Here is a 25,668-nt window from a genome sequence, read left to right as displayed (position 1 = left end):
GATACACAGCACTCAAACGACTTAGTATATAAGCTTTAATATGAAAACAATCCTGGTATAAATCATTATGACACGCATCAAAATCTTATTTTTCTTATTTTTTTTTTGTGCCTTTTTAAGGCTAACGCACAAAGGCCTCCCCTGCACAAATTTCGTACAAAGTATATGGACTTGACCATTGATGAACAGGGCTACATTGTTAACATCATTGGGAAAACCACAAAAAAAGACTACGCCGTAAAAAAACATCCATCCCCTTTACTCACATTGGACAAACATGGGAAAAATCTGTTGCCTACGACCGCAAGCTATGCAGCTGCAAAAGGTTTACTCACATTAAACTATCCCGGAGCCTACACCGCAATTCTTAAGGTTGACCAAAAGGGCGATTATTTAAAATTCAAACTTCAATCGTTAAACCCTTCGGCAGATATCGATAATATTATATGGGGGCCTTATCAGACAAATATCCATAAAACTATCGGTGAGATTATTTCTGTCGCACGGGACGATGAATATGCCGTAGGAATCATGGCACTGGATGACAATACGACGAGTGGGCCTCCAGTAGCTGGAGATATGGGACAAGGTTCTTACATCATCCATACACCAGATCCCGTTAAATTTCCTATTCCAGCTTCACTGAAACCTGGCCAACGATTTCGTATCGGCGGCGATGGCATCAATGATGTAGCTTTCTATTCCCATCCCGAAGAATACTATCGGTTTATGAACGGTAACGGTGCGGAATATATCCCCGAATACGGTATCTCACTCACCTTACATGCGCGAAACCGACGTAAAAAACAGACTATCCTCTTCCCGCATTTCAACGATTTTCCGTCTATAAAAGCACCAAGACATATGGATGTTGACCCCATACCGGTTGATTTTAACAATTCAGGTATCGCCTTTTACGCTTGCCCTGATAAAAAAGGATTGGATGTGATCGAACAGATTGTATTGAATGAGGGGCTCCCTTACGTAACACGCAATGGAAATTGGATCCGCCGGCCGGAGAACTTCAAAGTTGATATCGCTTGGTTTGGCAAGCATGATAGTCTAGTTTCCTATACCAATCAATTAAATCTCAAAGCGGTGCAAGATGAAGGTTTGGGTGAATATTATGTCAATCCAGCTGATCCTTGGGCAGGCAAAAAAGTAACCCTATCCGGTAGAAAACAACCTATTACAGCTTTAACTGCGTTAACCAATCCGCATGGTATTGCCTATGGTTTGCATACATTAACAGAATTTATCCAACCACACAGCAGCGACGTGCATCCGTATGCCAATGATAGCCTCTGTACGGTACTTAAAACAACATTGACTGTTGATATTGGTGCTCATGATAGTTTAATCATCGTCAAAGATACCTCCTATCTCAATGAGCACGGTAGTTGGGACGATAATGGCACTAACGTACTAAAGATCGGTAAAGAACTATTGAAATACAAAGGAGTAACCCAGCATCCACCTTATAAGCTGATCGGAGTGGAGCGTGGTGCATACAAAAGCGTTGCGGCCGCACATCAACAGGGTGATACAATTGCCAAATTACAAGTTAACTGTTATTCCGGATTTATTCCCGACATGCGGCTCCAAGACCAGTATGCGTACTTTTATGCCAAACTGCTTCGCGATGGTGGCATGAACTATATCGACTTTGATGGTTTTGAGAGCTTCGTCTACACTGGACATGGGCAATACGCTTTCAAACGATTTATGCGTAAACTGTTCGACGATTTTAAATCTTTGGGCGGTGACTATCTTCAGGTCATGGGATCCTGTGTGTTTGAAGGTAACTGGCATTACATGACGACCTGTAATATTGGCGGTGGCGACCACATGTTCAACCCCCGTACCAACAAATGGGGAATTGAAGGGAAAGATATCCGGTATTCATGGGCGTCCAATTATTTTCCGCCGACTTTCGGCATCCAATACCTTAAACCAGATTGGACGGTACAGATGGTCGAAAACCTACAGGCAAAAGCCATCGCCTGGGATGCGACTTATATGTTTGGGATCAGTGAGGAGGTTGTCGAAAAAAATCCGCATAAAAAAGAGATTTTTACGGCATTCCGAGCATGGGAAAATGCACGTGAAGCAAACGTTTTTTCTCAAAAGCTTAAACTAGAAATGCAGAATGAGGAAAACCAATATCACTTGGAGCAGATTGGTGCCAAGGCATGGAAATTGTATTTAATCCTACCCGAAGGAAAAAAGCAATTTATTCAAACCTTAAAAAGGTAAATTTTAAATCGGAATTGCTATCGCTAGAACAGCTTTTAAAACGAAGATATTGAAATAAAGAAGGGCTTGCACAACTACCATGTACAAGCCCATTATTATTTTAAAATTTGATTTCTATGAAGCGATATCGAACATGTTCAAATTCACAAAAGATAAACCGTTGCTATTGTAATGGGTCAAAGGTTCCACCCCATTCTTTATTTTGCGGCAACTGATCTGGTTCAATCGAAATCTGTGCTGGGTTTAGCGAATTGAACCAATGATTGAGGCTAAGCTTATAGGATTGATTCGTAGAGCCCGTTTTATCCAAGTTTTGAATAAGGACGGCTGAGAACTTCGCTCGCACAGCAGCGTTCATAATGTTATCGGTGTTCCCCGGTAGCGCCTCCCCCTTATTTAACATCAATAATAGTCCTTTTCTCGTATTCTGGGCATTCAAAATGTCATAACGTTTCCATCGTCTCAAATCACTGTATCTAAACCCTTCAAAGGCAAGTTCAACTTGACGTTCATTGATAATTGCATTACGGATGTCACCTTGCCCAATTGCACTGATTCCATAATTTGTAGCTGCTCCCGGAGCAATTCCCGCCCGTTTACGAATAGCATACAATGCGTTTAAAGCTTCATTACTACGTCCCGTCTCGTTTGCCGTCTCAGCGAGGTTGAGTAGAAGCTCAGCATATCGCATTGGTGAAAACCAGCTTTTGGCGTTAGCAGCTACTCCAACAAGTGCATTTCTGTCCAATAGCGTATCTAAGCCTTTGCGTTGGAAAAATCCGGTTACACCATTTTCATCACCATTTTGAACCAATGGTGAAATTCCTGAAAACACATTCACATCTCTAGCTGGAAGCACCGTATTGGGTGTTGCTGTCGACTTCCAAGTCCAGGCTTGCCAATAGGTGCGCGATCGAGGTGCAGTCATTCCAAGCACATTAACGTCAGGAGTAGGGTACACGGTACCACCACACCAAATCGTCGCATAAAAACGGTCATCACGATTGGTATAAAAATCTGTTAAAAATTGCTTATTATAGGCTGGATCTGACAATTGATTTTGATCAAACTGCATTGGGCTACCATCTCTTTTGGGATAAGCAATCAATAGCGGTAATATAGGTTGATCATTATTCGTACTGCCATTCGTAAATGAGATAGGTCTAATTGGAGCAAAGTTCATGTAGTTATCTGGATAATAATACTGTTTGGTCATGATCTGCTCCTTATTTCGCGAATACCAAATTAGCCTATAATTCTCAAACAAACCAAAACCTGCGGCATCAGCTGCTTGCACGGCCGCTTTAGCCGCATTATAGGCATTGGTCCATCTCCCTTGATCATTTGTCGCATTAAATAATGGACTAGCGTACCATAAAAGAACTCTCGCTTTAAGCCCCAATGCTGCCGCACGGTTGATTCGTCCATAGTCTGCACCACTATAGCTGGGCGGAAGTACTGTAGCAGCCTCGTCAAGATCTTTTATAATTTGTGCCACACACTCAGATGTCTTACTACGCGGCACACGTAGTGAATTAATATCACTGCCGTCTTGGGTATGCAGAATCAAAGGTACCCCCCCTATTGAGCTGACCATTTCCCAATATTTCCAAGCCCTCCAAAATTTAGCTTCACCGGTCAGCCTGTTTTTTGTTGATGGGTTGAGGACTGACTCCGGCAAATCAACTAATTGATCCATAAAGTAATTAGCTTTATCAATATAGGTATAATCCAAGTTCGTAAAATTGGTTGCAACGTCGACTATACCCTGCTGAAAGCTACCTAGGTTGCCTCCAGATCCATTAATACCTTCGTCCGCACGGGCTCCACTTCCCAGTTGCCACCCCGGCATAAGACCGCCATAGATGTCATTCAAATAAGCTTTAATTAAAACAGAATCTGTCCATACATTTTTGGGATTTATAGCCCCTGTATTCTCATAATCCAGTCCCTTTGTACAAGAAGAAGCGCCTAAAGTAACCAGTAGAGCTCCATAAAAGACTGATTTAAATTTATTGATATATTTCATTTTGATTTCCTTTTTAGTGTTAAAATTTAGAATGTTACACTGACACCGGCATTGAATGATTTAACAATCGGAAAAGAAGTCCCTCCATCCATTTCAGGATCATAGAATTTCTTATTGAATTTACTGATCACAAAAAGGTTGGAACCCGACACATAGAATCGAATCTTATCCGCATACTTTTTATACCAATGTTGTGGAAGATTGTAGGCGATATTCAAAAATTTCAAGCGGACAAAACTTGCATCAGCCAACCAAAAATTACTTCCACTTGTGTTGACAGTCCTTACGTCATCATTTGCGCTATAACGATAAGGCAACCAAGCCTCTGTATTTTCAGGGCTCCAAGACTCATCTGCCCAGGGACGCCACATCCGGTTCCATTCTACGCCGCCACTCAAATTGTTAAACGACTTTTTATAACCCAATGAACCATTAAAATTAGCGGTAATACTTAGGCCTTTCCAATCCGCACTCAGATTTAGTCCAAACACTTTAGGATTATTGCTTTTATTCAATACCGTAATATCATTCTCGTTAATGGTATTATCTCCATTAAAATCTTTGTAGGCAAATTGCCCAGGTTTAGGAGCATTACCCTTAAAATTATATCCTGGATGAGCAGCTAACAATGCATCAACATCAGCCTGTGTCCGGAGCATATGATCTACTGTATAACCAGTAATCATATTTGCCGATCGACCATTACCGATCAAATTCTGATAGTCGTACGTTATATTTAAGTCTCGTATTGTATACCAAGAATTTCCATATGTAAAATTTAGCCCAACATTATAATTTAGATCTCCTGTCTGGTTAAAATAGTTTAAACTAAGATCTACACCATTGGCTTTCATTTCCCCATAATTGACGGACGGTAGCGGTCGACTGAATGTTGGTGGAGTAGACTGGATTCTTGTGCTTAGAATATCATAGGTACGCGTAGCCCAATATTCAGCCGTGGCATTGAAATGTTTTAAGAAACTAATATCAATACCGAAGTTTTTGTTCAGGTATTTCTCCCAAGTAATATCTACATTTGGCAGAACATCATATCTTATGCCGGGATTAAGTGTCGGTGTTTCACCGAAAAAAGCACTGTTTCCACTCACATATTTATCTTCATATTGCCAACGTTTGGCATTTGCATCATCTCTTCCTCCATTTGGGTCAATTGCGACGAAATCATTCCCCGTCAATCCGACCGAAGCCCTTAATTTCAAAGATTCAATACCGTTGACCTTACTAAAGAAATTTTCCTTGGAAATCACCCAAGCTGCAGAAACAGAAGGGAAAAATCCCCAACGTTTATCTTTTGGAAAATTGGCCGAGCCATCATAACGATAGGCAAAATTAGCGACATACTTATCTGCATAATCGTAGGCAAATTGTCCGATATAGGATTTACGTCCCACTGTCGGCAAAAAACCATACGTGTTACTAATACTCTTGGTAGCAGTACCATTTACAACTCCCGATCCCCCAGTAGAAGCCCACCATTGATCCGTCCTATAGATTGGAAAACCGTTGATGGATGCATTTATACCATCATAACTTCTTTCCTGGCGTTCATAAACCAAAGCTGCGTTAACATGGTGTTTTCCAAAATCCCTTTCAAAATTCAGTTGTAAGTTTGTCTGCTCCTCCTGATTCCAGGCAGCCAGCTTTTGTATACTCGCCGTATGATAGGTAAGGCGCTCCCCGACAATCTTATTTAAATCCCAAACAACAGGTTCTATTTGTGCCAACTGGTAATAGGTAAACGGATGAGAGTATATTTTTTGATTACTGTTATTGAAAGTTTTGATATATCCTACTTTAGCACTTAAACCTTCAAGAAACGGCATTTTATAAGTTAGGTTCAAATTTGCTATCGCTTTCAAGCTTTCTGATCTATTATACCCTGAAAGGCCTTGGGCCTCGCCAGATTTATTGGAAATCCAGAAGTAGTCTACCGGCAAACCAGTCGCAGTAAAGGAAGGCATATAGGGTTGCCATAACAATAATTTAGGAAACATATCTCCAGACCAATCTCCTTCAGGAGCATTGAATTTATTATTATTTAAACTTAAGCCTGCAAAAACTGAAAGATTTTTGGTCAGATTTCCGGTAATATTACTTCTGACATTGTATTTTTTTTCGTTTGTATTCTTAATAAAAGTTTCTTGATTTACGTAGGAGGCTCCAATAAAATATTGAAGTTTGTCAGTCCCTCCTGTGGCACTTAAGTTATGCGTTGTCGTAGAAGGATTTACATAGACATCTTTTAAGTGATCAAAACCATATCCCACACCGCCGCCAAAATCCGTATCCTTAAAATAGGCTTTTGCAGTTTCGGTCCAAGGAGTATTTGCTGGACCACCGGCTTCACCCCAGATTCTATTTTGAATCTGTCCCCATTCCATGATGCTGGTTAATTCCATATTTTTTCCGCGAACATCCTTACCAGTATTGACGGAATAATTAATGGCAACTCTCCCCGCTTTACCACGCTTGGTCGTCACTAACACCACCCCCGCACCTGCACGAGCACCGTATGCTGCTGTTGTTGCTGCGTCTTTTAAAATAGAAATCTCCTCTATTTCATTGGGACTTAGGTTATTGAATTCAGCAGCATCAATGGTTACTTTCCCATCAATCACATAGAGTGTTGGTGAGGCATTCCATGAACTCGCTGTTCTAATACGGATATTCGGCTGTTCTCCAGGTTTACCACTCGGTGTAGATACATATAAACCGGCCATACGTCCGGCCAATAAGTTTCCTACCGATGTTGTCGGAATCTCCGCATCTGTTTCCTTAAATTTAACGGAAGCCACCGATCCCGACAAAAGTCCTTTCTTTTGGGTTGTGTAACCCACAACTACCGTCTCATTTAATTCAATAGTAGATGCAACCATTTCAATAACGACACCTTGTCGGGCCGTCACTATAAGTTCCTGATAGCCAAGCATGGTTGTTTTGAGACTTTCGCCATCATTTACAGCGATTGTAAATTTGCCGGAAGCATCAGTTTTGACCGAACTACTGCTTTTCCCGACATTAGTAACCGTAGCGCCGACAAGAGGAGTTTTTAATTGAGAATCTACCACTATACCCGATATTCTAACTTGAGAAAGAACATGAAGGGATTGTAGTAACATGAAGACAATTCCGAGCAGCCGTAGATGCTTTTTGAAGTTTTCTTTCATAATTTTTAGTTTTTGGTTTTATCGGTCCATATTTCATAATATGTCCATCAAAACAAAGAAAGGCTGAATCTCTTTCCTAAACCACGCTAATCTTATCAAAGACCTATGTTTTTTTACCTACCATAATGCACACTATAAGCAGCACAATCAGTTTTGCAGGTGTTGTATAAAAAACGCCCACCACACATTAAAGTGGGCGGGCGATCATTTTAAACTACCTATCTAATATGATATCTTTTTATTTCCCTTTCACCGTCCAACCGTAATCGATGTATTCCCATTTAAACTGGTCGCCGTTGATATCAACCTTTAGGTAACCTTCCTGGGTACCGTTGAAGGCGCCGCCCCACCAACTTGCACAGATCGCTCCCGCGGTAATAAACTGTACACCTTTCACTTTGATTTCTTCATAGAGATGCTGATGTCCTTGCAAGACAAGCTTCAAATTGTGCCCGGCAAATAGATCCAGAATAGCTTTTTGATTGGTAAATGTATCGGCATCGGTATAGTATCCATCCAATACAGGATAATACAAAGACAAGAACGGCACGTGCGCAACAATAACTATAGGTTGCGTTTTTGGCGTTTCATCAAGCACCTGTTTCAGCCAGGCCTGCTGTTCCTCACTCACACAGTATTTGCCATTACATATTTCCGTAGAGTTTAACACAATAAAACGCCATCCCTTATGCACAAAGCTATGGTAGCTCTTTCCAAAAACCGATTCAAAAAGGCCGGCTCCATCTTTTCCGTCATAATGCCAGAAACGATCGTGATTGCCAATAGCATAATACCATTTCAGCTTAGATGCATCCACTTGGTCCTTATACTTTTGAAACATGCTCTTTGCTAAAGGCAATTGTTCGGCCTTATAAGCATCGACATCCACATTGTCTCCACCGTTTAGCACGAAGTCTACTTTTTTGCTTTTGGCATTTTGAATAGCTTTATCCAGTCCTTCAAAACAATGTGTTTCCGCACTGGTATTAAGGTGTAGATCTGTAAAGAATGCAAATGAAAATTTCTGTTGAGCATGTACTAAGACTGTTGTAACGAACAGACTTATTGTTAAAATAATTGATTTCATGTATATTATATGTTATTTATATATTACTTCCACCCAAATACCTGTTTTAGATTTGGATTGAGAATGATCTGCTTTGCTGGAACCGGACGATAATAATACATCGGTTCTACAAATCTACGGACATTGACATCTGTTACCATTGTTCCACCATTGACACCATTTTTAAGATAAACACCGGCATTACCACCAAAATTTCCAATGGTATAGTAGACAAGCGGTACGCCAAGTGAATTCTTTTCTCGATCGGTAGGAATGGTCTGTCCATCAGGAATCAATTTGATATCGGCAACACCATCCCCTGTCATGTCATAATTACCCACTCCCGGAAAATACATTCCTTCCGGAATACGTTCAAGCAGTTTACCCACATTCCAGCGCATAAGGTCATCATAACGTGAATTTTCAAAGGCAAACTCTACACGTCGTTCGCGTCTAATTTCAAAAATCACCCCCCGGAAGGCTCCCTTCACATTCGGGTAATCAGCGGCCAATTTAGGATCAGGATTTGCATTTGCAACATCCATTTTTAGATCGGGCATTCCTACTCTTCTTCGCAATAGATTAACGGACTTGTCGAGATCAGCTTGTGTCAGTGTTCCTAGTTCAGCCTTTGCTTCAGCATACATCAATAGAACCTCAGCGTAACGGTGCACTGGAAAATCAACTCCATTCATAATAATTTGATCAGATGAATTGACATAGCCTTTCAACTGGTGATAACCAGAAAAGTTTTTGTTCAGCTTTTGCACATAATTTGATTTATCAGGCTGTCTCAACCATTGCGGATAGACCAAGGTCTGCATCAGACGAGGATCACGATTTTCAAATTCCTGAACGTAAAGTTTCTTATCGTAATTAGGAATATCCGTAAAACGTGAACCATCTTTCATCAAATAGGTCTGTATCAAGTCACGTGAAGGCGATTGTTCATAGTCACCAAAAACATAACCGTTAAGCGCCTGTCCCCTATTTTTATTTTGATCAAAGGCATTCAACAAGATTACTTCTTTATTCTGGGAAAGATCCTGTGATTCAAATAATGCGGCATAGTCCTCATTGGGTTTACCGGTAGAATATATACTATATTTATTATTAGCGATGATTTGTGAAGTTGCTTTCTCTACAATGTCAAAGTAATTCTTCGCCGTTTTGTCCAAATCTAACTCACTGTGATACAATCGATACGTCCCTTCATGCAATGCAATCTTAGCCTGCATCAACAATACTGCATCTCTACCTGGTGTTCCGAGCGCAACTTGCTCTTTAACATTTTTTGTCGCGAAGTCCAAATCTGCCATTATGCTGTCAACAACCAATGTACGAGGAGATTGCCCGTCACGTAAAGCTTCGTCACTTGGGGTTAATGTTTTGCTATACCAAGGTACATCCGAATACTGCTTTACCATACCATGGTAAAAAATAGCGCGATAGTAACGTGCCAAACCTGCGTAGTGATTTTTAACATCCGCTGCTACATTTGCACGCTGATAGTTTTCTAAAAAGTAATTTATTGTACGTAAACGGCCCCAAGACCAATCTCCTCCAGCTGTTTCCGATGTTGGCTCTGTTTTGCTGGTCATCATTGTCTTAAGCGTTACCGCAGCTGTTGTGGCTGCATTGTCTGAACTCTGATCTCCTACATAAGTCCAACGATCATTCATACTCAGCATCCCATTGATATACAGTGAAAGATCCTCTTCGGTATTAAAGAAAACCTCAGGGGTAATCGAAGTTTGGGGAAATCGATCCAAAAAATCCTTCTGGCAAGCTGTCATTGTTAATATAAAACCGCCGCTTATAAGTCCCAATATTATTTTTGATTTGACATTCATCTCTGTGTACTGCTAATTGTTAAAAATCTAAGTTTAAACCAACTGAAAACTTACGTTGGAACGGGTAGGCCCAAGCGCTACCATCGGTTCCGTTGTTGATCGCTTCGGGATCAACATATTTTTTGATCTGTGAGAATTCAAATAGATTTTCTCCCGAAAAGAAAATACGCAAACGTTGAATTTTCCATTTTTCCAATAACGTATATGGTAAGGTGTATCCGAAAGTGATATTTTTCAAACGGATATAAGAACCGTTCAGCATATACTGCGTATTGGGAATAGCCAATCCTTTACCATCATTCACATCGGCCAACCAAGATTGCAATACAGGATATGCTGCATCATGATTAGCATCCGCCAAACCTGCATTCAAGTACGCCTGGGAGTGTTTTGCACGTTCTTCTGGTGTATCACTGGTTTCTCTATAAAAATCCAAATGCCATGGGTATATGTTTGCGTAAGGTTGCTGATAAGGTCCCCAGAACAAATAATGACGTGGATAGAAATCACGCTTTAATACCCCCTGTAGAAATACCGAGGCATCAAATCCGCCCCAGTTCATGTTAAGGTTAAAACCGATACGATAACGATCTGCAGAATTACCAATTACCTGAAGATCTTTCAAATTCGTTTCAGTCAGTCCTCTTTCAATTTTACCATTTCCGTCGATATCCTTAAATTTTGGCCAGCCATTCACAATATTCAACGCTCCCCAAGGTACTATACCTGATTCATCCAATGCTTTGATTTCATCAGCACTTTTAAAAAGCCCATCACCCTGCAAGCCGTAAATTGTGCCGAACTCATAACCGTTGAAATAAGTCGAAAGAAGACGTTCATCATTTTTGAATTTTGTAATCTTAGCACGGGAATCAGACAAAACTACCTTTGCATCAAAAGAAAAAGGTTTGTCAGCTAGTTCAAATTGATCCTTATAAGTCACCGAAAGTTCCCAACCTTTTGTACGCAAATCAGCTGCGTTCTGTCTTGGTACACTAGTTCCCAATACGCCTGGAAGTTCCTGGCCGGCAGTCAACATCCCTGTCGTATTACGAATGTAGTTATCATAACTAAAGAAGAGCTTATCATTGAATAAGCCTAAGTCAGCCCCGAAGTTCAATGTAGACACATTTTCCCAGGTATAAGAACTTGGATCAATCGTCAATGGGGGAGCTCCAGTTACGACGTATTGTTGATTTCCGTTGATAAGGTAACCGGATAGACTGGTTCCCATCGTTTGGATATAGGAGAAGTCGCCCACGCTCTGGTTTCCAAGACTACCATAAGAAGCCCGTAATTTCAGATTAGACACCTTAGGTTTCAACGCGTCGAAAAAAGATTCATTGCTCATTATCCAAGCACCGGAAACGGATGGAAAGAATCCCCAGCGACTTGCCTTAGGAAAACGGGATGAGCCATCGTAACGCCCTGTACCCTCTAAAATATAACGCTCATTAAATGTATAATTCAATCGCCCAAAATAACTTCGTGTTGCATAAGAACTATAACCCGCGTTAAGTGTCATTTCTCCAGTCGTCAATCCTAAATACGGCAATGTAGAAGAAATTAGATTATTTCGGTTGACATAAGTAGATGAATAAATATATTCTTCTTGATTATAGCCCACCATGGCACCAAAATTATGCTTACCTATTGTCTTATTGTAATTTGCATATAGATTAAACACCGTATTATTCAAATCAGTACGCGACTCATTCACATATCCCGTTCCTCCTTCTTCGCGAATATCATTAGGCCCAAAACCGATCTTAAACTTTTTAGCATAGCCATTGCTTTTGTAATACTCCCGCTTGACACTTGCATCTGCCGAAACTTTTAGGTCACCATTTAAGAATGTTCCAACTGCATTAAATGTATTTTGGAACCCAAAAGTATCCCCGTTGCTCTTTCCACCGTCGGACAAACGAGCTGCCAATCGCCCTGCATCGGTATTTGCCCAGGTACCATCTGGATTTTTCGCAACTTGAATAGGTGTTAAATAATAGATATCTGTTAAGCTCGCAGCTGGACTTTCACGGTGTGTATTATATAAGCTGGTGTTATTGTCCAGTTGGAGCCATTTGAACGGTGCAATATTGATCCGCCCACGCATGCCTTTACGAGTCCAATAATCGGTCGCTAATTTGCTTAAACCATTCTCTTTGGTATAATCACCTGACAAATAATATTTAAAAGGTAGTTCATTTACTTTAGCTCCACCCGAGAAGGTCAAATTATACGATTGGGAATGTGCAGAGTTATTTAAAAAGTACTTATTCCAGTTGTTGTTTCCCATATAAGCCCATCGCTTTGGATCTTTAGGATCTATGCGTACGTCCTCTAAACTTGGATTGTCCGAACGTTCCTTCGCCCATTGATAGTGCTCATCACTGTAATTGACATAATCCCAAGGAGTATTATTTGTCGATAATTCGAGGAGCTTCGAAAAGATATAGGGATCTATCACAGGGTCAGGCATTTCTGTTGGTTTTCCCCAAGCCGAATTCGTATTAAACGACACGGATTGCTTTCCAAGTTTGCCCGATTTTGTCGTAATCAAAATGACGCCGTAAGTTGCTCTTGCCCCATAAATTGCAGATGATGCTGCATCACGCAAGACCGTGTATGATTCGATGTCTGTAGGGTTTAAACGAATTAGATCATTTGCATCAGTCGCTGGAATACCGTCGATGACAAACAATGGGGATCCACCATTGATGGAAGTCGTCCCGCGTATATTAATATTTGGAATCCCTCCTGGTCTACCATTACCGTAAGTAATATTCAAGCCAGGGCTTACCCCTTGCAGACCTTGCATCACATTAGAAATAGGCCTAGATTCCAATACTTTGCCCGAGATCTGATCAACAGCACCTGTCAGGTTTTTCTTTTGCTTTGTCCCGAAACCAACCACAACAACCTCGTCCAAATTAGCCAAATCTTCTTCTAATTGTACATTCAGTTCTTTCTGCCCTTGATAGGTTAACTCTATACTTTTGTAACCAACTGAAGTAAATAACAGCACTTGATTTTTTTTGAGTTTACTCAACTCGTAGGTTCCTTTGTTTGACGTCGACATACCCGAATTCGGTGTGCCTTTAATGGAAATCGTCACTCCTCGAATGGGCTCTCCCTTTTGATCCGTTACCTTACCATGCGTTTCAAGGTCCTGTGCATGAACCACACCTGCAAAGCAAACCGATCCAACTACCAGCCCCAGCCGATACCTGAAATTGCGATTCCTCCCTAAGGATTGAAATTGTTGTTTTTTCATAAATACTTGTTATTATTAATTGAAAAGCAAAATAAATATACTAATATTAAATTAATATTAATCAAAGGTTATATATTGGTTTAAATTTAGTTTTCTACAGGTTATATTTAGTAGATCGACACCCGGGTCTACCTTCCTTAATTGAGTAGACGACTGAAGGACTGGCATCCCTAATCCGTTTTGTATTTATTTTTTTGTGTGACATACAAAAGAGTCCAGCAACGCTGTTCAAAAAATAGATGAACTACGCCGAATTCGTCCCAAAGAAAAAGGATGGGGTTATTTGTTGTTGAAATTATTTGGAGCTGTTCTAGGATCGTGGAGAAGATAAAAAACAATAAAAAAACACCCGATAGCATGGGGTACTCCGGGTGTTTTAGCCATATTATTAACCTATTTTATGAAAAGTGCCCTTGAATGGGCAACACTAAAATAGAAAATAACTTTGTATAAACAAAATAAAATTAAAAAAAATCAGATTTTTACTCTTCGCTAAACCGGTTAAACATCAATCTGACCAGATCATCTTATCTTCTCTACGCCTGCCAAGGCAGGTACCTAAATTAGGTTTAGATTAGGAGATTTTCCTTAATTTTAGACTATTAAATAAGATAAACTATGACCGGTCGCGAAATTCTTAGACAACATATCGATAAAACCATTCAGCTGAATGATGAACAATTTGATTATTTCTTTTCCTTTTTCAGACCGGTATCTTTTAAAAAGAAACAATCGATTATCACTGTTGGTGATACGGTAGACTGCGAATATTTTGTCCTCAATGGCTGCTTAAAAACTTTTGTGGTCAACGACGAACAAAAAATGCATATTCTGCAGTTTGCGACACAAACCCGGTGGGCATCGGATTATAATGCCTTACTTAACCATACGAAAGCGACGGTCAACCTGGATTGCATAAGTAATGCGGATACGCTTTGTCTATTTGATGAGGACCGTGAACGTGTATGTAAGGAAATCCACGAGGTTGAAACATTTTTAAGATGGCGTTCAAATAGAGGTTATATCGGCTTACAAAAACGGATTCTGTCTCTGCTCAACAATGACGCCCGCAGTCGTTATGAGGAACTGATGCTGCAATATCCCGAACTTTATAACCTTGTCCCCAAACATTTGATCGCAGCCTATCTCGGGGTCTCCAGAGAAACACTCAGCCGGCTCTATCATAGCAAATAATGTGATCTATATCACCAAAACAAACCATTCCTTAAAATGTGATGTATATCACATAAGGGTCTAATGATTTATACCCTACTTTGTGTTATCATTTAAACAGCTAATTTTTTTTAAAATGAAAAAAGAGAATTTAAAAGTATTGGTCGTTTTGACATCACATGACCAACTGGGAGATACAGGAGCTAAAACAGGTTTTTGGGTTGAAGAGTTTGCAGCTCCGTACTATGTTATGGCCGATGCAGGCATTGACATCACCATCGCTTCCCCAAAAGGCGGGCAACCACCTATAGATCCCAAAAGCGCACTTCCTGATTTTCAGACAGCGGCCACAAGACGCTTCGATGCAGATACGGAACTTCAGAACAAACTGGCAAATAGCCTGCTCCTAAGCACCGTTAAAGAGCAAGATTATGACGCGATATTCTACCCCGGTGGCCATGGCCCGCTTTGGGACCTTGCCAATGACAAAACTTCGATTGCATTGATTGAATCATTCTGGAAATACAATAAGCCTGTAGCAGCAGTGTGTCACGCGCCAGGTGTTTTCCGGTTTGTCAAGAATACCGATGGCAGTCCTTTTGTACAGGGCAAAAAAGTAACGGGCTTTTCCAATTCGGAGGAAGAAGCTGTACAGCTGACAGACGTCGTCCCTTTCCTAGTGGAAGATGAACTGGTCAGACTTGGTGGACACTACAGTAAAGGTGAAGATTGGAGCAGTCATGTAGTCAAAGATGGTAAACTGATCACAGGTCAAAATCCCGGCTCATCGGAAGAGACCGCAAAAGAACTATTGGCCCTATTGGAGCAATAACGCGCTATCAATTAATCCAATTTTGCCTTTTTAAGAGCTATAAAGCACTATTAGCTTATAGCTTATGCAGGTAACATAATTTGAAAATCCCATTTTTAGCTTATACAACGCCTAAAAATGGGATTTTTGCCTACGATCATTTCTTCCCATCACTTCGGAATATGAAATCATAAGCCGTTACATGAAGCATCAGTCACAAGACGACCAATATCTATCTAATGACCACCTTAAATTAAGTACCAATTCCCCCCCTTATTCCCAGGATTAAAACAGCGATAGCCATAGACAACCAAAATAGGGATAAGAAAAGCGCTAAATAGCCAACCCTTTTAAAGGTATATTTACTGTCGTCCCATGTAAATTATTTATAATTATGTTCTTCCAGTTCTATTGTTTTTATCTGGGACACCCCAGTTTTTAAAATTATTTATGATCATAAATAAAAATAACAATAGCCCAGTATTACAGCCCATTTAAAATCTGATAACACCATTTAATATTCGCAAAGATTAAGACAATTTATCAAACAGACGCCGCTCTTAGCCCCTCTCCCGGTCAACAGTTAATACATGTCCGATAGCCCCGAAGGACATAAGGTTTACTAATGTGGCATAACCTTTGTAAAGGCAGTTTATATAAAGTATATGTAATAAGTTACTAACTATGAAATCAAATTCAATTTTTGTTGCTTTGGTAGCCATAGGGCTACTAGGCAGCTGCAGTAAAGACGACAATCAGTCTACGCAAACGACCCCTGTAACCATCAAAATGACCGATGCCCCAGGTTATTATGATGCAATTCATTTAAACATCGATGAAATAGAGATTCGTACGAGCTCAGGTGTTGAGAGCCTGGACGTTGATGGTGACCCATTCAACATTCTGGAATATACAATGGGAAAAGATACTGTGATTGCAGGCGATGATGTTCCTTCAGGTATGATCCAGGAAATTAGACTGAAACTTGAAGATGAAGGCAATGAAATCTGGGTTGATGGCGTGCGTCATTCACTTAAAACGCCAAGTGGTCAATCTTCGGGTGTAAAAATCAAGGTACAAGATGAGCTAATCCCGAATGTTGCCTATACCCTTTTGCTTGATTTTGATGCATCGAAATCAATCGTACAAACTGGTAACGGTCAATACTTACTTAAACCTGTTATCCGTGCAATTCCGGTAGCAACCTCAGGAGCAATTACTGGTACCGTTACCCCAGCAGCCTCATTGGCTCATGTATTTGCGATCAATGGCGTAGATACCGTTGGAACTTTGGCAAATTCCGTTGGAAAATTCTATTTCCCGGGCATGTCTGAAGGCAGCTATAAAATAGTTGTTCAACCTTCGGTTGCCGGCTATCTGGACAAAACCATTGAAGACGTTCAGGTCGTAAAAGGAAGCGTTAAGGACGTAGGTACTATCTCCGTACAATAACTAACTTTGGTAAAAGAAGGAGCATAGCGAATATGCTCCTTTTTTATATAGCTATATTAAATCTTACAACACATCTTCTCTTACCGAAACATCTTCTCTTACCGAAATCTCCGATACACCTATTGAAAGCATATTGGCAAAAAGGCGATAGGCACCGGACACTGCAGCAGGAAGCTGTCTGAATAAGGAGAGACTGCTGTAAATGTAGTATCCCTTTCCTTTTCTACTGATAAGCAATAAGCCGTCCTCATCTCCTCTGTCGAAATTTTGGATACGTAAAACGGGCTTAAATTCACTATTCCAGGATTTAGGCAAAAACAGTGCACGGTCCTGTACCCAATTGGCGAAATCATGCTGTCTTATTTTATTTGGATAATTCAAGATCCGATGGTCGGGCTCCAGAAAGCTAACAACAGAATCCACATCCGTAATCCGTTCGCCACTCAGCGTTAAAGGATAAGCGCCCAACTCCTCTACAGATAAATCATAGGGTGTATTATACTGGGTGATCAGGACGCCACCAGCTTCAACATAGTTACGCAATTGTGTATGGAAATTCACCAGCTGCGGATCAGTATTGTAAATCCGGATACCCAATACCACAGCATCAAAAGCCGAAAGATCTGTATCTTTCAAGGCTGACACAGCTATAAGTTCGAGCTCATCCACCAGTTGTTCCAGTCCTGTTACCAGTTCATCCTTTTTATTGGCGATATAGGCGATTTTCCTGGCATTGTTAACAACCGAACTATTTAAAACGCGTAAACCGGCCTTAGGAAAATATAAAATATCCTCAATATGGGGATAGCTAAGCGATTTTGAACTCCATTGATGCACACCATAAGTACTTTCTATCTCAAAGCCAATCTGTTGTATTTGTTCAACGGGGGCTACGGAAGTTAGCTGAAAATGAATTTTTTCAGAAGCATTGCCCTGTAAGGTCAATGACTGTACTTCGGGAAACAGCTTTAACCCATCTGATCCCTTGATCCGTACCGTAACGGTTTCGGCAGTCGCTACATGGGATTGTAGGTCGATCGAGACAGAACGGCTGGGAGAATCTGTCAGAACAATAATATCGGTATGAAAGGTTCCTGTAATAGCAGGAGAAATAGTAACAGGCCTATGATTATTCAATACAGGTACATTGATCGCTATGGATAAACCTCCAAACTGTAATTGTAACTGTGCTCCGATCGGATGATCATTTTGGGCGAGTACAATATCGCTGAATGATTGTGGGGAATAATTACCGGAATCTCCTTCCTCCTTTAACCAGGCAGGAAATGAGGGTTCAATAGCCGGACTGAGCCGACCGGTAATCGGTATCCGTTCCGTATGTGCTAATTGAAGCTGTTGCTGATATACTGTTTCAAAAAAAGGAATTGTCACATGAGTCAATACCAGATCCGAATCTTGAGGTATATTTACCTGCAAAAATAAGTGTACATCAGTGCCGGGCACCCAACGGTCAACAGGTGAATTTATTTCAAAGGATACTGCAAGTGAGCGAAGCAAGAGAAGTTCGAGGTCAGCACGTTTTTCATGTATTATACTACTTGCGGGTACCGTCCTCATCCAGATCAAAACTGTCGCGATCGCCAATGAAAATTCACGGTTCCCCCCTTGTGCCTGTTTCAGAAGAAAACCGTCAACAAGTTTCTTGAAAACAGGAATATACAGATCTTCGGTTTCAGTTGAAGTAAACAGCAAATCAACAGTCTTGGCGTCAACAGGTTTTCCCTTCAATAATTCAAAATATTCAGGCGTAGGCTTATGTTGTGTTAAACTGGCCATCGCCTGAGAACGGTGTTTATTACGGCTTTCAGCCGCAATCTCACCATGATGTAAGCCCGAATAACGATTATATATGGGAATATTTACCGAAAAATGATGCGGCAAAGGCTTTACTTGCCCGCCGATATCTTTGACACCGCTCTCCTGATAAACATTCCAAAATAAGCGCTGCGTCTGCCAGACAGCTAATTCCTCCAATTGTTCAGGATAGGCCTGCGGATCCGCAGCAAGGTCATAGGCCTTTTGCGCCAGGATTGCTGAACTCTGGTGATGTCCATGAAGATCGGGAATATCCGGTGAAAACCGCGTGATCATAATATCTGGCCGAAAGTAGCGGATGGCCCATACGATATCGCCAAGCACTGCCTGTTCATCCCAACGGAGCATAGTTTCAGTTGCAGACTCTACAAATCCAAAATCTTTGGCACGTGTAAAAAATTGTTTTGTCCCCTCCGTCTTGCGGGCAGATAAGGATTCCTGTACGCGAAGGACACCAAGGTCGGCACCTTTTTCTGTACCTATAAAATTCTGCCCCCCTTCACCGCGCGTAAGCGACAAATAGGCGGTATCAACAAGCTGATCCTGGGCTAAAAAGGTCAATAACTTATTGTTCTCATCATCTGGATGGGCGCCTACGTACAAAATCCGGCCAAAAACCTTCAACTTGCATAATTCGCGCATAAAACCGTCGTGGTTATTTTGCGTTGAAATGCCGTTTATGAGTTGTTGCGGGGATGATTGTGCGAGAAATCTTAATGCCATATCCATTTGTTTTAATACCTGAAACGGTCAAATATAGCAATAATTTTCAAAAGACTACTAATTCTATAGATATTATTACAAACATAAAGATTCAAGCTTAAGATAAATCAGCCTGGCGGGTATTGATCGGGAACGTACAATTAGAAAGCCGATCCACTATTTCGTTACATTTGCCTTTCTTGAGCAGACTAGTCATAGTAGCGAAAGACTTGGGATTATATGTTAAACTTTTGGAATTAACACTTTTTAACCGATATATACCGTAGCTTAGCGCTTTATCAACAATTAGATCAACCCACAGAATGCCCTTTTTAGATCATGTACTCCAAAAACCCAGCTACGGATGGAAAGACGACAATGGAGACCTTATTAAACCCAGCTCAAAACAAATATTCAGCGAGTTTTTCAAAAGATTGAATGTTTTTAAGGACCAACGCAACTGGTTACCTTTTTTTAGCTGGCTGAAAGTAGCTTGTCTTATCCCTTTTTTCTTTGTCTTTCTATTTGCTCACCTTAGCTGGTGGACAGTGCTGGCTGCTTTTATCTACAGTATGATCGTTATGGGGACACATGGGACCATCTGGCACCATCGTTTTTCCACCCATGGTGCTTTTAAGTTCAGCAATCCCTTCTGGCGTTTTTTCACACAAAACCTTACGATCAATGTGATACCCGAAGAGATATATGTCATTTCGCATCACGTACACCATGCAAAATCAGATCAGCCCGGAGACCCATACAATGCGCAGGCTGGATTTCTGTATTGTTTTTTGGCCGATGTCAACCATCAACCTATAGCCAAAGATCTGACTGAAAACTCTTACAACCGCGTCAAGTTACTTATGAAGCATACCGGCGTTACTGCCAATACATATACACAATATCAAAAATGGGGTTCCTATGTTAATCCCACCCATGCAATCTTATCCTGGATATTAAATTGGTCATTTTGGTATGTTGTATTCTTTCTGATTGGTGGCCATGCCCTAGCCTGCTGTCTGTTTGGTGCGGCTGGTTTCTGGGCCATAGGTGTACGTACATTTAACTATGAAGGTCATGCCAAGGGCGAAGATAAACAACGGGAAGGAATAGATTTTAATGAAAAAGATAAATCTATTAATCAATTGTGGCCCGGTATTGTCGCTGGCGAATGGCACAACAACCATCATCTCTATCCCAAAAGTGCGCGAAGTGGATTCAAGCCTTATCAGATTGACCTTGCTTGGTGTTATATCAAAATGATGCACAAGTTAGGCGCTGTCAGTAGTTATCGCGATGACAAAAAACGGTTCGATGAACAATATCATAAGCCTTATCTTGATGCGAAAAAATAAACAGGGAATTTGATTCCTCAAATCAAACCAAATTGGTTATACAGTAAACAAAAAAAATAGCTAGTACTAGCTATTTTTTTTTGTTTTGGAACAAGTTATTTTAGCAACGCGTCCGAAAGAAAAAACTTTCATAAAGGTGCCTTGATAGTAAAAACTCACCAATAAATATAATATAATAGTCTATTGAGACTAATATTTAAATAAAAGTACAGAACAAAAAAACAAAAACTTATTTCACACGTTGTACAGGAAATTGGCAATTCGGGCAATCGAAAAGTATTGCACCTAAATTGCCTTTGAAAATCTAAGCATTTAGATTTAACCAGCTACCTATAATTTAAACATAACCAAGATGAACGCAATTTCAGCCATATATGCGCTCATAGAAAAGGGCAAAAGACAAAAGGTCGAGGACTATATCTTCCCTAGGCTCGGTACAGCTTTATTGACCGATCGTTTTTTTATTGTTTGCGACGGTGTTGGCGGCAATAGTAAGGGCGAGGTGGCGAGCCAGATTGTTGCGGAAACCCTTGGTAATGAATTGAAACAATCTCATTGCCCGTCCACGGTTCAAGCAATCCATCATGCGGTTTTGCGCGCAAGGACCAACCTACAAAACTTCGTCAATTTGCATCCTGAGGCTGAAAAAATGAGCACAACCCTCACTTTAGCTATTTTCGAAGGTAATAATGTCCAACTAGCCTGGTGCGGCGATAGCAAAATCTATCATATCCGTAAGGATCAAATCCGCTGGAAAAGCAAAGACCATAGCCTGGTCCAGCACCTGGTCGATACCGGTGAGATCGGTCCAGAAGAGATGTATACACACCCCAACAGAAATGTTATTCTACGGAGTGTCTCTATACGGGTCGAGACAGAAGATATCAGTTTGCATCATCTTGCCGGTCTTGAAAAAGGAGATTATATCCTGCTCGCTACAGACGGAATTTTTGAACATATTGACGATGAGATAATTATCACTATTCTTAACAACCATCAAACAGACAAATCCAACTTATTCTACCAGTATTGCGAAGGAAAGACAAACGATAATTATTCCATGTATCTCCTGCAGATTGATCAATAAACTATTAATCAAACAAGGCCATGCAATTTCAAGATCGCTATAAATACAATCCGCAGACTGACCTACTCGGTAAAGGCGGTTTCGCCCGGGTATACCGGGCCACAGATACCTTATTGGACCGCGTTGTCGCTGTCAAAGTATTCAACACGGCCGATAGCGGACATTATACCGTGTTGGAAGAAATTAAAAAGGTTATCAAATATGATCACTCCAATCTGCTCCGTTACTACGATGTCGCCATTCTCGAAAACACCAACGCATTTGGCGAAAAAGAAGTGTTACAGGTGGGGATTATGGAGTATGCAAATGCGGGTGATTTAAAGACCTTTGCCCAGAAAAACCCCGACTCTCCTATTCTTTATCAACTGCTGCAACAGGTCCTTAATGGTTTATATTTTTTGCATAATAAAGGAATTATCCACCGCGACCTTAAACCCCAAAACATCCTATTGAAAGAGGAGAACGGCATATTGACTGCAAAGATCTCTGACTTTGGAATCAGTCGGCTAATTGATTCCCAGACCAATAGTGCTTCCCTGACCATTGGAACCATAGAGTATATGGCTCCGGAGCAGTTCAGTCCAAACAAGTATGGTATTGAGGGCAAGATCTCATCGAACGTAGATCTTTGGAGTTTCGGTATTATGGTACATGAACTGCTTACCAACAAACCGCCTTTTGGACATCGCAGCGGAGATACCACCGCCGAACAGATTATGACCTCTATCCTTTCTGCAGACCTGCCCAAGGAGGTTGACGATATCCCCCAACCTTATCAATCTGTTATCAAGAAATGTCTGGTTGCAGATGCCCGGCAACGGATCAAAACCGCCAATGAACTTATCAGGTATTTCGAAGTGACAAATGATGGAGGTGCCGAAACCCAAGTTTTTGACCTATCGTCAAAAAATACTCCGACGGAATCTACTACAAACCAAAAGGATAACTGTAAAACACTGCCCCCAAACGATGAAGAAACCCGCGTGTTGGAAAAATTGCCCTCAGCAGCAGAAACACAGGTACTGGAGAAAAAGCCGATGCCCGAAAAACCAGTCGCTGCCACAAGGGATCGTCAAAAACAGCCGGTATCTGTATCAAATTCCTCAAAGAGTAACAAAATTAAACCCTTTAAACTTATTGGCATTATAGCCTGTGCGGTAATCGCTATGATTATCTTCGCCAATAAATATTATCCCCACTCTAATCCAAAAGATAGCCCTGAAGCTAAATTCTACACCAATGTCGAGCGCTTATACATCGAACATAAGCCCGATAGCATGCTCCATGAACTAAAAGATTCGGCCAATCTTCAATTACCTCAAGTCTCAGGTAAAGCGGTACGTTATTACACCCTTGCACTGATTGAAAAAGCGGATACAACGGCCTTGGTTCCTTACCTGCTGAAGACCCAGGAAATGGAGCTTCAGGAATTTTCCTATTTGATGGGCGAACTTTATTATGTTGGAAAATATGTGAAACAGGATTACCAAAAAGCGCGAACACTCTTTGAGCGCAACCCATATGATCCTCAGTCACAGACTATGCTTGGCCACATATTCTTTATGGGACTTGGGACAGAGAAAAACTATCCTAAAGCGATTGAATATTATAAAAGTGCATCTCAGCAGGAAAATACAGTTGCAATGTACGCGTTGGGTTATGCTTATGCCACTGGAGAAGGTGTGCCCAAAGATTTTGAAGCAGCCAAGCAACTGTTAAATGACGTAATCCGGAGAAACGATAATTATGACCTGGTCCAGGCTGCTGAAAGAACATTATTGGATTATGATCCCCGAGCTGTAGCTGCTCCTTAGTTGAAACAAAATTATTCACCTTAATACAGATAGCCATGTCTCAAACCCATGAAGAAGTATTAGCTGAATTGCAGCTGATCATGACAGAAGCAACAGAAATAAAAGATCGCATCCTCGCTATCTTACCTCAGACCATAGATGCACAAAATAACGTTTCTACATTCGAAATGCTGCTTAACGGCTATGCATCGGAGGCCAAGAGCAATGCTGATATTGCCAAACAAGCTGCTTTGGATGCTAAAAATGATGCCCAAGCCATCGAACAGAGCCGTCAAGATAGCTTGCAGGATGCTCAAGTTATAGAGAAAGCCAAACAGGATGCCCTACAAGATGCTGAGGCGACCGAAAAGGCTAAACAGGAGGCCCTACAAGATGCCGAAGCCACCGAAAAAGCTAAGGAGGAGGCCCTACAAGATGCCGAAGCGACTGAAAAAGCAAAGCAGGATGCCTTACAAGATGCCGAAGCGACCGAAAAAGCCAAACAGGATGCCTTGCAAGATGCCGAAGCGACTGAGAAAGCTAAACAGAACGCTTTACAGGATGCCGAAGTGACCGAAAAAGCAAAGCAGGAGGCTCTTGAGGATGCCCAGGCAACCGAAAAGGCCAAACAGGAGGCTCTTGAGGATGCCCAGGCAACTGAGAAAGCAAAACAGGACGCCCTTGAGGATGCCCAGGCAACCGAAAAGGCCAAACAGGACGCTCTTGAGGATGCCCAGGCAACTGAGAAAGCAAAACAGGACGCCCTTGAGGATGCCCAGGCAACCGAGAAAGCGAAGCAGGATGCCCTCGAAGACGCACAGGCAACCGAAAAGGCTAAACAGGATGCTCTTGAAGATGCCCAGGCAGCCGAGAAAGCGAAGCAGGATACCCTCGAAGACGCACAGGCAACCGAAAAGGCTAAACAGGATGCTTTTGAAGATGCACAGGCAACCGGAAAGGCTAAACAGGAGGCCATTGAAGATGCACAAGCAACCGAAAAGGCTAAACAGGAGGCCATTGAAGATGCACAGGCTACTGAAAAGGCTAAACAGGAGGCCATTGAAGATGCACAGGCAACCGAAAAGGCCAAACAGGACGCCTTGCTCCATGTAGAGGCTGCCGAAAAAGCTAAACAGGAGGCCATACAGGATGCACAAGCAACCGAAAAAGCCAAACAGGAAATCTTACAGGACGTAGATGCTACAGAGAAAGCCAAGCAAGAGGCTCTCAAAGATGCCGAAGCTGCTGAAAAAGCCAGACAGGACGCACAACAGGATGCAGATGCTACAGAGAAAGCCAAACAGGACGCACAACAGGATGCTGCCGCAGCTGAGCAAGCCAAGGTTGATGCCAAGCAAGATGCCACGGCGGCCGAGGAAGCAAAGAACAAGGCCAATAATGAATTAAAAGAAGCCGAGGATGCAAGCAATAAGGCGCAGCAAAGTGCCAAGGAAGCAGAACAGGCTGCAACTGAAGCACAAAAGTATGCCGCTGACGCAAAAGCCAGTGCCGACAATGCGGCAGCAAGTGCCTCCAGGTCCGAGCAGGAAGCCAATTTGGCGCGTGATAGGGCACAGGAAGCAAGTGCAGATGCCAATCAGGCCGAAACGTTGAAAAATGATGCACAGACAAGATACAATAGTGTCTCCGATATGATTGAGGATATTAAGGACTATGCACAGGAAGCCGCTGATAACGCCAGAGTAGCGGAAACAGCGGCCAAGGAAGCACAAGATTTTGCACAGGACGCCAGAACCTGCATGAATAGAGCATGTGGTTATTAAAAACGGATA

General features: G+C 41.5%; 14 protein-coding genes. 8 read left to right on the top strand and 6 right to left on the bottom strand.

Annotation, left to right across the window (positions count from 1 at the left end):
* Positions 1-165 precede the first annotated feature (165 nt).
* Positions 166-2,256, top strand: coding sequence for a hypothetical protein (locus ACK8HY_RS02115; RefSeq protein WP_416132612.1), 2,091 nt, complete (start codon positions 166-168; stop codon positions 2,254-2,256).
* A 163-nt stretch (positions 2,257-2,419) separates the two neighbouring features.
* Here the strand turns inward: ACK8HY_RS02115 and ACK8HY_RS02110 are convergent, their stop codons facing one another.
* From ACK8HY_RS02110 to ACK8HY_RS02090, 5 genes are all read right to left on the bottom strand, one after another.
* Positions 2,420-4,285 carry a RagB/SusD family nutrient uptake outer membrane protein gene (locus tag ACK8HY_RS02110; RefSeq protein ID WP_416132611.1) on the bottom strand — a complete coding sequence of 622 codons (1,866 nt, stop codon included), beginning with the start codon at positions 4,283-4,285 and terminating at the stop codon, positions 2,420-2,422.
* A 26-nt stretch (positions 4,286-4,311) separates the two neighbouring features.
* Complete coding sequence (locus ACK8HY_RS02105) at positions 4,312-7,473, bottom strand: SusC/RagA family TonB-linked outer membrane protein (RefSeq protein ID WP_416132610.1); 3,162 nt, start codon at positions 7,471-7,473, stop codon at positions 4,312-4,314.
* Positions 7,474-7,711: 238 nt separating this feature from the next.
* Positions 7,712-8,560, bottom strand: coding sequence for a metallophosphoesterase family protein (locus ACK8HY_RS02100; protein WP_416132609.1), 849 nt, complete (start codon positions 8,558-8,560; stop codon positions 7,712-7,714).
* A 23-nt stretch (positions 8,561-8,583) separates the two neighbouring features.
* Complete coding sequence (locus tag ACK8HY_RS02095) at positions 8,584-10,335, bottom strand: RagB/SusD family nutrient uptake outer membrane protein (protein ID WP_416132608.1); 1,752 nt, start codon at positions 10,333-10,335, stop codon at positions 8,584-8,586.
* A 76-nt stretch (positions 10,336-10,411) separates the two neighbouring features.
* Positions 10,412-13,666: a SusC/RagA family TonB-linked outer membrane protein gene (locus ACK8HY_RS02090; protein ID WP_416132607.1), complete on the bottom strand. Its 3,255-nt coding sequence runs from the start codon at positions 13,664-13,666 to the stop codon at positions 10,412-10,414.
* A gap of 618 nt (positions 13,667-14,284) precedes the next feature.
* On the opposite strand from ACK8HY_RS02090, the gene ACK8HY_RS02085 reads away from it, so the two are divergent.
* From ACK8HY_RS02085 to ACK8HY_RS02075, 3 genes are all read left to right on the top strand, one after another.
* Entirely contained in the window at positions 14,285-14,860 is a 576-nt protein-coding gene (locus tag ACK8HY_RS02085) for a Crp/Fnr family transcriptional regulator (RefSeq protein ID WP_416132606.1), read from the top strand.
* Positions 14,861-14,975: 115 nt separating this feature from the next.
* Positions 14,976-15,671 carry a type 1 glutamine amidotransferase domain-containing protein gene (locus ACK8HY_RS02080; RefSeq protein ID WP_416132605.1) on the top strand — a complete coding sequence of 232 codons (696 nt, stop codon included), beginning with the start codon at positions 14,976-14,978 and terminating at the stop codon, positions 15,669-15,671.
* Positions 15,672-16,334: 663 nt separating this feature from the next.
* Positions 16,335-17,102 (top strand): DUF4382 domain-containing protein, encoded by a 768-nt coding sequence (locus ACK8HY_RS02075; protein ID WP_416132604.1) that lies wholly within the window; start codon positions 16,335-16,337, stop codon positions 17,100-17,102.
* 63 nt (positions 17,103-17,165) lie between these two features.
* Here the strand turns inward: ACK8HY_RS02075 and ACK8HY_RS02070 are convergent, their stop codons facing one another.
* Positions 17,166-19,661 (bottom strand): PIG-L family deacetylase, encoded by a 2,496-nt coding sequence (locus tag ACK8HY_RS02070; RefSeq protein ID WP_416132603.1) that lies wholly within the window; start codon positions 19,659-19,661, stop codon positions 17,166-17,168.
* A 302-nt stretch (positions 19,662-19,963) separates the two neighbouring features.
* On the opposite strand from ACK8HY_RS02070, the gene ACK8HY_RS02065 reads away from it, so the two are divergent.
* The 4 genes from ACK8HY_RS02065 (at position 19,964) to ACK8HY_RS02050 (ending at position 25,659) form a co-directional block, all read left to right on the top strand.
* Complete coding sequence (locus tag ACK8HY_RS02065) at positions 19,964-20,995, top strand: fatty acid desaturase (RefSeq protein ID WP_416132602.1); 1,032 nt, start codon at positions 19,964-19,966, stop codon at positions 20,993-20,995.
* Positions 20,996-21,347: 352 nt separating this feature from the next.
* Positions 21,348-22,082, top strand: coding sequence for a PP2C family protein-serine/threonine phosphatase (locus tag ACK8HY_RS02060; protein ID WP_416132601.1), 735 nt, complete (start codon positions 21,348-21,350; stop codon positions 22,080-22,082).
* Between the two features lie 20 nt (positions 22,083-22,102).
* Positions 22,103-23,896 (top strand): serine/threonine-protein kinase, encoded by a 1,794-nt coding sequence (locus ACK8HY_RS02055; RefSeq protein WP_416132600.1) that lies wholly within the window; start codon positions 22,103-22,105, stop codon positions 23,894-23,896.
* A gap of 35 nt (positions 23,897-23,931) precedes the next feature.
* The gene (locus ACK8HY_RS02050) at positions 23,932-25,659 is read left to right on the top strand and encodes a hypothetical protein (protein WP_416132599.1); all 1,728 of its coding nucleotides are present in this window, start codon (positions 23,932-23,934) and stop codon (positions 25,657-25,659) included.
* Positions 25,660-25,668: the final 9 nt, after the last annotated feature.

This window comes from Sphingobacterium sp. NGMCC 1.201703, from assembly GCF_047784615.1.
Classification (GTDB): Bacteria; Bacteroidota; Bacteroidia; order Sphingobacteriales; family Sphingobacteriaceae; genus Sphingobacterium.
The sequence above is the reverse complement of the archived record's forward strand: the minus strand, read 5'-3'. Positions and strand labels throughout refer to the sequence as shown.